This is a genomic window from Arthrobacter sp. 210 2 (assembly GCF_059093025.1).
Window position 1 is genome coordinate 155,831 of the sequence record NZ_JBNHIE010000011.1, and the last position, 14,063, is coordinate 169,893.

The window sequence follows — 14,063 nt, forward strand, 5'->3', positions numbered from 1 at the left end:
GTGGTCAGTAGAACTGCTGGCCGGTCCGTGCCGTTTCAATCCGGCGGAACACCCGTTCAGCGCCCTTGACCCACAGTCTGTGCCGGAGGGGAGACAGGACGTAGTCGTGGCACCCCACAAAATCGGTCACTGTTTTGGTGAAGCTGGTCTTGAACATCCCCATGCCGTAAAGCGTGTGGCTCTTGTCCTTGATGCGGGAGGACGGCGGCGTCCCGCAGAAGTCGTATTCGGTGCAGCCCAGTTCCTGCATGCGGCGGATGGCCGCCCACTGCACCAGATGCGAATCGCCGTATTGCTTGCGGTTCTGCGTGGAGCCGCCGTCCTTGTAGGTCGCCTTGGCACCGTAGTTGATCACGAAGGCGCCGACGCTGGGTTTCCCGTCCTCGTAGGCAAAGAAGAAGTGCCCCTGGCCGCGGTCGCAGAACTCATCCCAGAACGCGGCGTAGTAGTCGTAGCTGCGCAGCGGCATGGACCCCTTGGCCTTAACAGTGTCCGCCATCAGGTCGTAGAGTGCCCGGTACGTTTCAGGGCCATGTTCCTTGCGGATCACCTCGCAGCCTTCCCGTTCCGCACGCCGGATGGCGTTGCGGGCGCGGGAGGAGATGGCCTTGAAAACGGCTTCTTCAGGCTGGGAGATGTCCAGCAGTGCGGTGGAATCGTTGGACTGGATGTTGGGTGCCTTGACCAGCCCGGCGGCGGCAATCTGTGCCTGGGCATCGCCGGAGTCAATGATGTCCGGTTCCACCTTGATGGTGAAGACGTTCAGTTTGCGGCTGCGGGCAAACGCGGCACAGGCGTCGAGGGCTGCTTTCAGGTCTTCTGCCGCCGCAAGGTCGGGGCCCTTGATGAGGTACCAGAGCCGGCCGAGCACGGGGAACTTCTTTTCCAGCACCAGGTTGTAACTGGCGGTTCCCGGGCTTTCAAGCACGAGGAACCGGACTTTCCAGCCGCTGCCGTTCTTCACCGACGCGTAGGCCGCCGACTGCAGCATATTGCCGCCGTTCGGATTGGCCGTGACGTGCTTGTCCCAGTTTTCAATTTCCTCGGCTGTGGCAAAACGTGCGGTGAATTCTCGCAAGGGGGCCGTGTCCAATCGGGTTGATGCGCGGTTTCGGTACTCGTAGCTGCGTGCGGACATGCAGCCTCAAGTCTAAAGCCTGCGGCGGTCCCGGCTTTCCGCCGCAGACGGATGTGCAGCCTGCCGCGATGTTCCTTAGGGCCCACGCCTTGACTCGGGCAGGGGCGTTCGCAAGGGTGGGAGGATGCAGCCGAACCGGGAACAGTTGATGCCGCTGACTGAAGGAAGCGCCCGGACATACAGCGCCGGAGTCCAGGCGGCAGCCCTGGCCTGCTTCCTGGCGGCGTCCTTCCTGGTTGCCGCCCTGGGTGGACTGGCCACCGTCAACAACGTGGACGGATGGTATGCCACAGCGGACAAAGCGCCCTGGTCGCCGCCCAACGGCGTCTTTGGACCGGTGTGGACCCTGCTGTACACGGCAATGGCGGTTGCTGCGTGGCTGGTGTGGCGGAAACGCACCGGCAGGACAAAGGCCGCGCTGACTGTTTATGGCATCCAGCTGGGCCTCAACCTTGCCTGGACTCCGGTCTTCTTCGGCCTGTATCCCACGCTTGGCCCCGCAGCACTGTGGCTGGCGCTGGCCATCATCCTGGCCCTGATCGCCGCCGTTACCCTCACCGTCCTGCAGTTCGGCCCCATCAGCAGGACGGCCGGCCTGCTCCTGCTGCCGTACGTGGCGTGGCTGGTGTTCGCCACCACGCTGAACTGGTGGGCCGCCGCCCACAATTAAGGTTCCGTCCACAACGGACAGCGGCCCCTGGGATCAGCATTCGACGACGTTGACGGCGAGGCCGCCCATGGCGGTTTCCTTGTATTTGGAGGACATGTCCTTGCCGGTTTCGCGCATGGTGATGATGACCTCGTCGAGGGAGACGCGGTGGGTGCCGTCGCCCCAGAGCGCCATTTTCGCGGCGTTGATCGCTTTCGCGGCGGCGATCGCGTTCCGTTCGATGCACGGGACCTGGACCAGCCCGCCGATCGGATCACACGTCAGGCCCAGGTTGTGTTCCATCGCGATTTCCGCGGCGTTTTCCACCTGCGCCGGGGACCCGCCCATCACCTCGGCCAGGCCCGCGGCCGCCATCGACGACGCCGAGCCCACCTCGCCCTGGCAGCCCACCTCCGCCCCCGAGATCGATGCCTGTTCCTTGTAGAGCACCCCGACGGCACCGGCGGCGAGCAGGAACTTCACCACGACGTCGTCTCGGTCCTGCTGGCCGGCGTTGTCCATGCCCGGGGCGAAATGCAGCGCGTAGAACAGCACCGCCGGGATGATCCCGGCCGCGCCGTTGGTCGGCGCGGTCACCACCCGCCCGCCCGAGGCGTTCTCCTCGTTCACGGCCAGGGCGATCAGGTTCACCCACTCCTGCCAGTACTTCGGGTCGTGGAAGTCCTGGTCCTGCCCGTCACTGTCCGGGGTGTCAGGTTCCAGGCGTGAGCTTTCCTTCTTCAGCCGCTCGTACCAGTCCGGGGCCCGGCGGCGGACCTTCAGCCCGCCCGGCAGCACACCCTCACGCTTCAACGACGTGTGAACGCAGTCCTCCATCACGGACCAGATATGCAGCAGCCCGGCGCGGATCTCCTCCTCCGGACGGGAGGCCTTCTCGTTGACCAGCAGGACATCGCTGATGCCCAGACCGGTTTCCCGGCAGTGCTCCAGGAGCTCGGCGGCGGTGCGGAACGGCAGCGGCAGTTCCTTCTTCGACTCCTCCAGCTCCTGCTGCGCCGCGTCCTCCTCACCCTCACGCACGATGAACCCGCCACCGACCGAGAAGAACGTCGCCGAATGCAGCACCGTGCCCTCGGCACCGGTCACGGTGAAGGTCATCCCGTTCGTGTGCCGCGGCAGGACAGTCAACGGCCGAAGCACCATGTCCTTCACCCCGTACGGCAACGCCACCGCCCCGGCCAACTGCAGCACACCGGTCTCCGCTATCGCAGCCAGCCGGACCTCCACCTCATCAGGCAGGATCAGCTCCGGATGGAACCCCTCCAACCCCAACAAAATCGCGGTCATCGTTCCGTGCCCATGACCGGTCGCAGCCAAAGACCCATACAGATCCACCCGCAACCCCGCCACCTCCGCCAGCACCCCGGAAGCCTTCAACTCCTCCGCAAACACAGCAGCAGCCCGCATCGGCCCCACAGTATGGGAACTCGAAGGCCCGATCCCAATCGAAAAGAGATCAAAAACACCAACAGCCATGACGGAAATCCTTACTAAAACACTGCGATCGAGGAGGTAGCTGACTGTTCTTCCGGTTCAACGCTACGCGCTTGCAACCCCGTCGGCGCCGTCCAGGTCGCCGCCGTTTTTCGACGCGTAGTCCTGCGCGGACAGCAACGGGCCTTCGGACTCCGCGGCCACTTTGAAGAGCCAGCCTGCGCCGTAGGGATCGTTGTTGATCAGGGCAGGATCGTCCACGACGGCCGGATTGGTTTCCACCACTTCGCCGGACACCGGGGCGTACAGATCAGAGACGGACTTCGTGGATTCCACCTCGCCACAGGTCTCCCCCGCGGTCACCATGGAACCAATCTCGGGCAGGTCCACGTACACGATGTCGCCGAGGGCATCCGTCGCGACGGCGGAAATCCCCACAGCCACAAGGTTCCCACCCTCCCGGGCCACCCACTCATGCTCGTCGGAATACTGGAGTTCAGCGGCTACTTTGGGCATCTCTTTTTCCTTACGTAATTTTTCTGGCGAAACTCTTTGGTGGCTGGGTTGGGTGGAGTGGCCCCGGCATCCTCTGCATGCTGCTCCTTCGTCGCTTTGACGCATGCTGCCGGATACCGCGGCCCCTCCCACATCAGGTCACCTTTGAGAGCGCAACAGTTCCAAGGCAACAAACACCCTGCCCAACCGCACATTCTCAATCCGTGTCGAGGCGGGTGGTCCGGAAGAACGAATGAACCAACGGCAGGCGGCACTTCCTAAAAAATTGGGCAGTCCTCCACCCAGGGCCGCAGAGGACTCCGCCCATCCCCAGAACTTAGTGGTTCACCCAGCGCCAACAAGGCACCCATGCAAAAGCCCAAGGTGACGTGCAGGGGCCCCTTCGGGTGCGGCCTCCGGCAGCGTGCTCCCCACCGTCTCCCTAACCTCGCAAGCTCGGCCAGGGAACCCTGACGGCGTGGGCCCATGCAGTGGGGAACCTGCCTCCGAGGGCTGGCTGGCCGGGCTTTTCGAAAGCGTGCGTCAAAGCGACGAAGGAGCAGCACGCGTGAAAAGTCCGGCCTGGCAGCCCGGACCGGGCAAGGACGCGCGGGGCTACTTTTGGCGCTTGTAGAACGGCAGTTCGACGACTTCGAAAGGCTCTGCCTTGCCGCGGAGGTCGATGTCCAGGGCCGTGCCGGGTGCGGTGTGTTCGACGTCGACGTAGGCCATGGCGACGGGGTAGCCGAGGGTGGGTGAGGGCTGGCCGGAGGTCACCTCGCCGACGGTGACACCGTCTTTGAGGACCGGGTAGTGGGCGCGGCCGGCGCGGCGGCCCAGGCCCTTGAGTCCTACCAGGCGGCGGCCGGAGGTGGTGCCGGCGCCGGCTTCCTTCTTGGCTGCCAGGGCCGCCTTGCCCACGAAGTCGCCTTCCTTGGAGAGTGCGACGACGGGACCCAGGCCGGCGGCGAACGGGTCACCCTGCAGGGACAGTTCGTTGCCGTACAGCGGCATCCCGGCTTCAAGGCGCAGGAAGTCCCGGCATGCCAGCCCGGCGGGCGTGAGCTCGCCGTCGTCGGCGATGGCGATGAGTGCCTGCCAGAGGGCGGCCGCGGCGTCGTTGGCCACGAGAATCTCGAACCCGTCCTCGCCGGTGTACCCGGTGCGGGCCAGCAGGAGTTCTTGCCCTGTGCCGGCCACCAGGAATGGCACCTCCACGGCGGCGTAGTACTTCAGCTCCGTGACGGCGCTGTGGTTCGCGGCGGGCACCAGCCGGAGCAGCAGCTCCTGTGCTTTCGGGCCCTGGACTGCGATCAAAGATGTCGCTGCGGACGCATCCCGGACCTCGACATCGAAGCCGGCGGCCCGTTCGGCCAGCGCCGCGGCCACCACTGCTGCGTTGCCGGCGTTGGGGACCACCAGGAACACGTCGGTGCCGTCCGGTGCTGCCGGGCGCCGGTACGTGATGAGGTCGTCGATGATGCCGCCGTCCTCGTTGCAGATCAGCGAGTACTTGGCTTTGCCCACCGGCATGGCGGAGATCCTGCCCACCAGGGCGTAGTCCAGGAACGCGGCCGCATCGGGGCCGGTCACCCAGACCTCACCCATGTGGGACAGGTCGAACAGCCCCGCGCTCTTGCGGACGGCGTGGTGTTCGGCCAGTTCTGAGCTGTATTTAAGCGGCATCTGCCAGCCGCCGAAGTCCGTGAAGGATGCACCCAGTTTTTTGTGCTCGTCGTAGAGAGCGGTGTACTTCTCAGGCATGCTGGTCCTTAGTTCTCGAAGTCTTCAAGCGGCGGGCAGGAGCAGATGAGGTTTCGGTCCCCGGCTGCGCCGTCGATCCTGCCCACAGGCGGGAAGTACTTGTCCTGCTTGAGGTGGTGGACCGGGAAGGCGGCCTGTTCCCGCGGGTAGGCGCGGTCCCAGTCGGAAGATACGACGGCGGCTGCCGTGTGCGGTGCGCGGCGCAGCGGCGAGTCGGCGACGGTGAAGTCGCCGTTCGCCACCTGGTCGATTTCGTGCCGGATGGTGATCATGGCTTCGATGAAGCGGTCCATCTCGGCGAGGTCCTCGGACTCGGTGGGTTCCACCATCAGGGTGCCGGCGACAGGGAACGCGAGGGTGGGGGCATGGAAGCCGAAGTCGATGAGGCGCTTGGCCACATCCTCGGCCGTGACGCCGGTCTTTGCAGTGAGCTCGCGGAGGTCAAGGATGCACTCGTGCGCCACAAGTCCGCCTTCACCGGTGTAGAGGACGGGGAAGTGTTCGTTGAGGCGGGAGGCGATGTAGTTGGCCGCCAGCAGCGCGGACTTCGTGGCCTCGGTCAGGCCCTCGCCGCCCATCAGCTTCACATATGCCCACGAAATCGGCAGCACGCCTGCGGAGCCGAAGCGGGACGCGGAAATCGGTACGTCGTTGCCTTCGGTCCACGACGCCGCGTCACCGGGCATGAAGGGTGCCAGGTGTGCCTTTGCTGCCACCGGTCCGACGCCGGGGCCACCGCCGCCGTGCGGGATGCAGAAGGTCTTGTGCAGGTTCAGGTGCGATACGTCGCCGCCGAACTTGCCGGGTTGGGCCAACCCCACCAGGGCGTTGAGGTTGGCGCCGTCGATGTAGACCTGGCCGCCGGCTGCGTGGATGGCGTCGCAGACCTCGCGGACGTCGGCGTCGTACACACCGTGCGTGGACGGGTACGTGATCATGATCGCCGAAAGCGCGTCCTTGTGCGCGTCGATCTTGGCGTACAGGTCCGCGTGGTCGATGGTTCCGTCGGAGGCGGTGGCCACCACCACAACCTTCATGCCGGCCAGGACCGCGGAGGCAGCATTGGTGCCGTGCGCGGAGGCCGGGATCAGGCAGACATTGCGCTGATCGTCGCCACGGGACAGGTGGTAGCCGCGGATCGCCAGCAGCCCTGCCAACTCACCCTGGGAACCGGCGTTGGGCTGGATGGACACCTGATCATAGCCCGTGATCTCGGTCAGCTGCGCCTCGAGGTCAGCAATCAGTTCACGCCAGCCCTCGGTCTGCGAATCCGGGGCGAACGGGTGGGTCGAGGCGAACTCCGGCCAGGAAATCGCTTCCATCTCCGCCGTGGCGTTCAGCTTCATGGTGCACGAACCCAGCGGGATCATGGTGCGGTCCAGTGCCAGGTCCCGGTCGGACAGCTTCCGGATGTACCGCAGCAGCTGGGTCTCGGAGCGGTGCGTGTTGAACACCGGGTGCTGCAGGTAGCCGCTGGAGCGTTCGACGGCGGGGTCCAGCGCAAAACTGCCGGTAGATCCGACCGCTTCGGCGCCGAAGACGGAAACGACATCGGCGACGACCGCCGTCGTGGTGGTTTCATCAACGGAGATGCCTACGGTGTCGGCGTCGATGCCCCGCAGGTTGATGCCCTTGGCCTCGGCGTCCGCAACGATTTCGGCAGCCCTGCCGGGCACGCGGACGGTGACGGTGTCAAAGAAGGAGGTGTGCAGAACCTCTGCCCCGGCAGCCTTCAGGGAAGCAGCCAGCGTGCGGGCATGGCGGTTGGCGGTCTGGGCGATCGCCTTCAGCCCCTCGGGGCCGTGGTAAACGGCGTACATCGACGCAACAATGGCCAGCAGGGCCTGCGCGGTGCAAATGTTGGAGGTGGCCTTCTCGCGGCGGATGTGCTGTTCGCGGGTCTGCAGCGCAAGGCGGTAGGCGGGGACACCGGCGTCGTCCTTGGACACGCCCACCAGGCGGCCGGGCATGGAGCGCTCGAGCCCCTTCTGGACCGCCATGTACGCGGCGTGCGGGCCGCCGAAGAACAGCGGGACGCCAAAACGCTGGGCGGAGCCGACGGCGATATCGGCGCCCTGCTCCCCCGGCGGGGTGATCAGGGTTAGCGCCAGGAGGTCAGCCGCGACGGTCACGAGCGCGCCGCGTTCCTTGGCTTCACCGATAACGGCGGAGTGGTCGAAGACGCGGCCCGAAACGCCGGGCTGCTGCAGCACGATGCCGTTGATGGCACCGTCCGGCAGGCCCGCGGACAGGTCGGCAATTTCAACCTCGAAGCCGAGCGCCTCAGCGCGGCCCTTGACGATCGCGATGGTCTGCGGCAGGCAGTCCGCGTCCAGGACGGTCTTGCCATCCCTGGCGTCCTTGTTCTTGTTCGCGCGGCGCATCATGAGTACCGCTTCGGCCACGGCGGTGGCTTCATCGAGCAGGGACGCGTTGGCGATGGGCAGGCCAACGAGGTCCTGGACCATGGTTTGGAAGTTCAGCAGCGCCTCAAGCCGGCCCTGCGAAATTTCAGGCTGGTACGGGGTGTAGGCCGTGTACCAGGCCGGGGATTCCAGGATGTTGCGGCGGATCACGGGCGGGGTCACCGTGTCGAAGTAGCCCTGGCCGATCATCTGCACGGCCGTCCTGTTCTTGGCTGCCAGCTTGCGCAGTTCGGCGAGCGCTTCCACCTCGCTCAGGGCCGCGGACAGTTTCAGCGGGGTTTCCTGACGGATGTCCTTGGGGACCGCCGTATCAACCAGGGCGTCCACGGTGTCGAAGCCGACGGCTTTCAACATGGCGTCGACGTCGGCCTGGCGCCGTGCGCCAATATGACGGTCAACGAAGGTGGCAGCTGAGGCCAGGGAGGCGGAGGCCGGAGATACGGTCACGAGGAACTCCATAATTCAGGTGGCGCAGGGTACGCCACATCGATTCGGGTTCCTCCCCGCTCTGTATTGGACCTGAGAGTTTCCGCGTTGCCGTGCTTGCGCATGGCCCCGCTTGCACCGTCGGTGAGCACAACAGTCCTTGGTCTCCCGTAGCCGGGATGGCACAGGCGGACTGCCTGCTGCTTTCCAGAGGTGCCTCGCCGCGGCGGTACATGGGCCTGTGAGATTCCTGGGGAGGGTTTGCTCCTACGGCGCCTGCTTGTACTTTCGGCAGAACTCTCCCGCCGCAGATCAAAGGCTATTCATTTGGATTGCTGAGAACGGCCGGTGAGGGCCTTCACAGCCTCCAATTGTCCTACGCCGCAGCCCCTGGGGCAAATGACGGCCTACCTGCGCAGGCGCTCCAGGGCAGCAAGGAGATTGTCCACATCCGCGGCGGCTCCGCCTTCCGGCACGGGGCCGACGGCCAACATGGCATTGAAGTAGAGCCCGTCCCCCATGTAGAGCACTGCTTTGGCCAGTGCCGGGCCCACATCGGCGGCGATCTCGTCCAGCCAGCGCTGCTGGATGGCGGCGAAGCGGCGGCGCGTTTCCTCGTGCGCCACTTCTGCGAGCCGGGTCGCGGCGACGATTGCCCGGTCCAGCGGGGTGTCAGCCCAGACGGAGGACCTGATGAAGTATGCCGCGGCCCCCTCCTCCGCCTTGGCCATGGCATCGGCGTCGGCTCCGGCCAGTTCGTCCAGCCGGTCCAGCAGCACCTGGATCAGGGCTTCCTTGTTTGGAAAGTGGTAGAGCAGGCCGCCCTTGGAAACCCCGGCCTTCGCCGCGACGGCGTCAAGGGTGGCTGCACGCTCCCCCACGTCGATCAGAAGGGTTTCAAAGGCGTCAAGTACGGCGTCGCGGGCTACGGGCTTGCGGGGCATGCCTCTAATCATGCCTTCCTCCATGCATTATTCCTCAAACCCAGCGGTTCGTAACTATACCGTCCAGACGGTACAGTTATGGCATGACCATTTCCGCTGGCACCACCAGGACCTCTGCATCTGCTTCCGGCAGTCCGCTTTCCCGGGCGCCGTGGCGTGACTGGCTTGCCCTGGGCCTGCTGATGTTCCCGGTGCTGCTGGTCGCGGTGGACAACACCGCGCTGACGTTTGCCCTGCCAGCCATCGCAGGCTCACTGGACCCCTCCGGAGTCCAGCTCCTGTGGATCGTGGATGCGTATCCGCTGGTCCTTGCAGGACTGCTGGTGTCCATGGGAAGCCTGGGCGACCGCATCGGCCGCAGGAAGCTGCTGATCACCGGCAGCATCGGCTTTGCCGCACTGTCCGCCGCCACCGCCTTCGCACCGAGCCCGGAGTGGCTGATCGCCGGCCGCGCATCCCTGGGATTCTTCGGCGCCATGCTGATGCCCTCCACGCTGTCGCTGATCCGCAACATCTTCCCGGAGCCCAACCGCCGCCGGCTGGCCGTCGCCATCTGGGCTGCAGGGTTCTCAGGGGGCGCCGCCCTGGGACCAATCTTCGGCGGCTGGCTGGTGGAGCAGTTCTGGTGGGGCGCGGTCTTCCTCGTCGCCGTTCCCCTCATGCTGCCCCTTCTGGCCTTCGGACCTGTGTTCATTCCGGAATCGAAGGACCCGTCGCCGGGGAAGGTGGACGTTCCCAGCATCCTGCTCTCCCTGCTGGTCATGGTTCCGGTGGTTTACGGAATCAAGGACATTGCCACCGAGGGGCCGGGACCGGCAGGCCTGGGCAGCTTGGTGTTCGGGCTGGTGATGGCAGCCGTCTTTGTGCGCCGGCAGCTGACGCTGGCCAACCCGCTCCTGGACATGTCCCTGTTCCGGAACAGGGTGTTCAGCATGGCCATCGCGGCCAACGTCCTGGCCCTGTTTTCGTTCAACGGCTTTATCCTCTTCCTGGCCCAGCACCTGCAGCTCCTCGAGGGCATGTCCCCCTCCTCTGCGGGGATTGCGATGATCCCGGCACTGGTGGCCACGGTAGTGGCAGGCCTGGTGGTTGTGCCGCTCGTCCGGCGGGTGCGGCCCGGATTCGTGGTGGGAACAGGACTGGCCTTCAGCGCCGCCGGCTACAGCCTTGTCACCTTCGGCAACCACAGCGGCGGCCCGGCACTCCTGTTGGCGGCCCTCCTGATCCTGGCCCTGGGCGTGGGCACTGCCGAGACCATTTCCAACGACCTCATCCTGGGTGCTGCACCGCCCGAGAAGTCGGGTGCGGCGGCAGCGATTTCCGAGACGGGCTACGAGGTGGGTTCGCTCCTGGGCACGGCGGTACTGGGCTCCATCCTGACAGCCTCCTACCAGCACAACCTCCGGCTGCCGGCCGGGCTGCTGGAAGCCGCGCCGCCCTCCGCCGCGCACAACGCCGGCGAAACGCTCGCCGGGGCCATGGAAGTTGCCTCAGCACTGCCCGCTCCCCTGGCGGATGCCGTCCGGGACGCCGCGGCCGCAGCCTTCAACTCGGGGGTTCACATCACGGCCGCCATTGGGCTGGTACTGATGGCGACGGCGGCAGTGCTCGCCGCCGTCGTGCTCCGCAAAGTGCCCAAGGCCGTCTAAGGCGGCGGGCAACATCGGATTAGACAGCGAAAAGGCACCCGGCGCCGGAGCATTGCTCCGACGCCGGGCGCCTTGTGACTGTTGCCTGATCCCGCGGGGCTACTTGGCGTCCGGGGCGGTGACGCTGGCGGTGGGCTTCATGGTTTCGGCGTTCACCATCCAGGCGAACTGCTCCAGCTTGGCGATGAACTCATGCAGCAGGTCGGCACTGGTGGGATCTTCCTCATCCACCTCGTCGTGGACCTTTCGCATGGTTCCCACGGCAGCCTCAAGGGCTGCGACGATCCGCTCAATGGCGTCCTTGGTGCTGATCAGGCCCTCGGGGAACTGCGCCAGGCTGGTGGCTTCGGCAACCGTGGAGCTGCGGCCGTCCGGAAGCGCGTGCAGTGCACGCATGCGCTCCGCCGTGTCATCGGCGAACTGGCGCGCTGCGTCCACGATTTCATCCAGCTGAAGGTGGAGGTCCCGGAAGTTGGTACCCACAATGTTCCAGTGGGCCTGCTTGCCCTGGAGGTGCAGTTCGATCAGGTCCGTGAGCACGGCCTGCAAATTGTTGGTCAGTGTCGGTGAAGCTTTCATGCGTCCTCCTCATTGGTCCAGTAATCCCGAACCTACCAGCCCCTGCAGAGCGCGGCGGCGGGGACGGGGGCAGTTTCTCAGTGAGCTTACTAATTTGCGCTGAACGGACATAAACGAACGTGATTCATATTTCCCCTTGCGTAGGCAGCTCCGCACCCTCATACTAAATGAACGCCATTCATATAGTGACCGTCGTCATAATGTCTTCCCAGAAAGTGGTGCCATGACAGAGACAATCCGCACCAGCACGCCCTCCCCCGGCCCCAGCAGCAACACTTCCGCCGCCGGCATCAGCGCCAAAGGACTGAAAGGCGGGCAGCTCGGGCTCCTCGCCGTCGTCGTCCTTGGCATTTCCACCATTGCCCCGGCCTACACCCTCACCAGCGCACTGGGCCCCACCGTCAACGAAGCCGGACTCCAGCTGCCCGTCATCTTCCTGATCGGTTTCATTCCCATGATCCTGGTCTCGCTCGCCTACCGGGAGCTCAACGCCGACTCCCCGGACAGCGGGACCACGTTCACGTGGGTCACCAAGGCCTTCGGACCCTGGGTGGGCTGGATGGGTGGCTGGGGCCTGCTGGCCGCCAACATCATCGTGCTGTCCAACCTCGCCGGCGTTGCCGTCGATTTCTTCTACCTCTTCCTGTCACAGCTCACCGGAGCCCCGGAACTGGCAGACCTGGCGGCCAACAAAGCCTTGAACGTGCTGACCTGCTTTGTATTCGTGGCCCTGGCCGTCTGGGTCAGCTACCGCGGGCTGCACACCACCAAACGGGTGCAGTACGGCCTGGTGGGGTTCCAGCTGCTGGTCCTTGGTCTCTTCGTGGCCATGGCGTTCGCCAACTGGTCGAGCTCCGAAACGGCCATCCCTTTCAGCTGGGAATGGTTCGATGTCACCAAGATTGAAACCTTTGGCCAGATCGCCGCAGGAATTTCACTGTCCATCTTCGTGTACTGGGGCTGGGACGTCTGCCTCACCGTGAACGAGGAAACGGCGAACGGCAAGAAGACCTCCGGCTTGGCCGGCACCCTCACCGCCGTCATCGTCCTGGCCATCTACCTGCTGGTCAGCATCGCCACCATGATGTTCGCCGGCGTGGGCGATACCGGCAACGGCCTGAACAACACCGAAATCCACGAGAACATCTTCACGGCCCTGGCCTCCCCCATCATGGGCCCCTTCGCCATCCTGATGTCCCTTGCAGTGCTGTCCAGCTCCGCCGCGTCCCTGCAGTCCACGTTCATGTCGCCGTCGCGGAGCCTGCTGGCGATGGGCCACTACGGTGCCCTGCCGGAGCCGTTCAGCCGGGTCAGCAGGAAGTTCGCGACGCCGGGCTTCGCCACCATCGCGGCGGGCGTCATGTCGGCGGGGTTCTACGCAGTGATGCACGTGGTCAGTGAAAACGTCCTCAATGACACCATCCTGGCCCTGGGCCTGATGATCTGCTTCTACTACGGGCTGACCGCCCTGGCCTGCGCCTGGTACTTCCGGCACAGCGTCTTCAGCAGCGTCCGCAACTTCGTCCTGCGGCTCCTGTGCCCGGTGCTCGGCGGAGTAGGCCTGTTCGTGGTGTTCGGCCAGACCGCCGTGGACAGCCTTGCTCCCGAGTTCGGCAGCGGTTCCGAGGTGTTCGGCGTCGGGTTGGTCTTCGTCCTGGGCATCGGGATCCTGGCCCTTGGCGCCGTGTTCATGCTCATCATGGCCCGGGTCCGGCCCGGCTTCTTCCGGGGCGAGACCCTGAAGCGGGACACCCCCGCACTGGTGGTTCCGGAGTAGGCCAAGGCCTCCATGGCACTGCCCCCGCACAAAAGGTGCCGTGCCCCCGCGATCCGGGGGCGCGGCACCTTTCAGTTGTGTGCCGGCCTTGGGCAGCCGGCCCGATGTCACCAGAAGTGCGCTACGTCAATCACAAGGCGGGAGCCGGCACCCGGACCGTCCAGGGTGAAAACCCGGAACGGCAGGCGGGCACGGACGCCCAGGCCAACGTTGGTGTAGCCTTCAAAGCTTCCGGCCCAGGCAACCTGGCGGAAGGTCTGGTAACCCGCAACGTTGGCAAGTTCTGCCTGGTTGCGGGGCTCATACGTGGGCCTGCCGCTGTTGTTGTCGTAGGCCGGCGCTGTGAGAGTGACCTGCAGCCGTGCGCCGCCACGGACCGGGACGGTAAAGCCGGACCCGTCCTGGACAATCCGCGGTACGTAACGCACGGTGTACCCGGCGGCCGGGCCATTAAGGTCCACCACCATCCGGTCAAAGCAGTAGTGCTGCCCAGTCCGGATGTTGGTGACGGATGCGGTGGTGGGGTTTTCACTGGTTTTAGCCAGGGATCCCCAGCCCAGCCCGCAATACGATGTGGTTGCCGAGGCGGGCCCCGGAACCAGGAGTCCCAGCCCAACGGCCATGAGGATAGCCGTGAGCCAGATGGAGAGTTTTTTCATTGTGGTGCCACCCATGGAAGGAGCGATTGGATAGCTCAAGCCTAGGAGCGTCAAGGCCCCGAAACGAGGGCTGTGGCCGCTTCGGCGCGCAACCGTTAGGGT

General features: G+C 65.3%; 11 protein-coding genes and 1 riboswitch. Of the genes, 3 read left to right on the top strand and 8 right to left on the bottom strand.

What is annotated here, in order from left to right; genetic code table 11:
* Window positions 1-4: 4 nt before the first annotated feature.
* A complete protein-coding gene (locus AC5RWA_RS18545; RefSeq protein ID WP_494058620.1) occupies window positions 5-1,138 on the bottom strand; it encodes a lipid II:glycine glycyltransferase FemX in 1,134 nt (377 codons plus the stop codon).
* A 148-nt stretch (window positions 1,139-1,286) separates the two neighbouring features.
* Between AC5RWA_RS18545 and AC5RWA_RS18550 the strand changes: the two genes are divergently transcribed.
* Complete coding sequence (locus AC5RWA_RS18550) at window positions 1,287-1,808, top strand: TspO/MBR family protein (protein WP_494058621.1); 522 nt, start codon at window positions 1,287-1,289, stop codon at window positions 1,806-1,808.
* A 33-nt stretch (window positions 1,809-1,841) separates the two neighbouring features.
* Here AC5RWA_RS18550 and AC5RWA_RS18555 read toward each other — a convergent pair whose 3' ends face one another.
* The 5 genes from AC5RWA_RS18555 to AC5RWA_RS18575 all read right to left on the bottom strand — a co-directional run bounded on the left by AC5RWA_RS18555 (window position 1,842) and on the right by AC5RWA_RS18575 (window position 9,297).
* Window positions 1,842-3,284, bottom strand: a complete 1,443-nt coding sequence (locus AC5RWA_RS18555) for an L-serine ammonia-lyase (protein WP_494058622.1) — start codon at window positions 3,282-3,284, stop codon at window positions 1,842-1,844.
* A 63-nt stretch (window positions 3,285-3,347) separates the two neighbouring features.
* Window positions 3,348-3,758, bottom strand: a complete 411-nt coding sequence (gene gcvH, locus AC5RWA_RS18560; RefSeq protein ID WP_494058623.1) for a glycine cleavage system protein GcvH — start codon at window positions 3,756-3,758, stop codon at window positions 3,348-3,350.
* A gap of 594 nt (window positions 3,759-4,352) precedes the next feature.
* Window positions 4,353-5,501: a glycine cleavage system aminomethyltransferase GcvT gene (gene gcvT, locus AC5RWA_RS18565; RefSeq protein ID WP_494058624.1), complete on the bottom strand. Its 1,149-nt coding sequence runs from the start codon at window positions 5,499-5,501 to the stop codon at window positions 4,353-4,355.
* An 8-nt stretch (window positions 5,502-5,509) separates the two neighbouring features.
* Window positions 5,510-8,386, bottom strand: coding sequence for an aminomethyl-transferring glycine dehydrogenase (gene gcvP / locus AC5RWA_RS18570; RefSeq protein WP_494058625.1), 2,877 nt, complete (start codon window positions 8,384-8,386; stop codon window positions 5,510-5,512).
* Window positions 8,387-8,570: 184 nt separating this feature from the next.
* A riboswitch (glycine riboswitch) is annotated at window positions 8,571-8,668 on the bottom strand.
* 92 nt (window positions 8,669-8,760) lie between these two features.
* Window positions 8,761-9,297, bottom strand: coding sequence for a TetR/AcrR family transcriptional regulator (locus tag AC5RWA_RS18575; protein WP_115524189.1), 537 nt, complete (start codon window positions 9,295-9,297; stop codon window positions 8,761-8,763).
* Between the two features lie 83 nt (window positions 9,298-9,380).
* Here AC5RWA_RS18575 and AC5RWA_RS18580 point away from each other — a divergent pair, with 83 nt between their 5' ends.
* Window positions 9,381-10,946 (top strand): MFS transporter, encoded by a 1,566-nt coding sequence (locus AC5RWA_RS18580; protein ID WP_494058626.1) that lies wholly within the window; start codon window positions 9,381-9,383, stop codon window positions 10,944-10,946.
* Between the two features lie 99 nt (window positions 10,947-11,045).
* Here AC5RWA_RS18580 and AC5RWA_RS18585 read toward each other — a convergent pair whose 3' ends face one another.
* Window positions 11,046-11,525 carry a Dps family protein gene (locus AC5RWA_RS18585; protein ID WP_079597866.1) on the bottom strand — a complete coding sequence of 160 codons (480 nt, stop codon included), beginning with the start codon at window positions 11,523-11,525 and terminating at the stop codon, window positions 11,046-11,048.
* A gap of 223 nt (window positions 11,526-11,748) precedes the next feature.
* Here AC5RWA_RS18585 and AC5RWA_RS18590 point away from each other — a divergent pair, with 223 nt between their 5' ends.
* Window positions 11,749-13,302 carry an APC family permease gene (locus AC5RWA_RS18590; protein WP_494058627.1) on the top strand — a complete coding sequence of 518 codons (1,554 nt, stop codon included), beginning with the start codon at window positions 11,749-11,751 and terminating at the stop codon, window positions 13,300-13,302.
* A gap of 107 nt (window positions 13,303-13,409) precedes the next feature.
* Here the strand turns inward: AC5RWA_RS18590 and AC5RWA_RS18595 are convergent, their stop codons facing one another.
* Entirely contained in the window at window positions 13,410-13,961 is a 552-nt protein-coding gene (locus tag AC5RWA_RS18595; protein WP_115524187.1) for an AMIN-like domain-containing (lipo)protein, read from the bottom strand.
* Window positions 13,962-14,063: the final 102 nt, after the last annotated feature.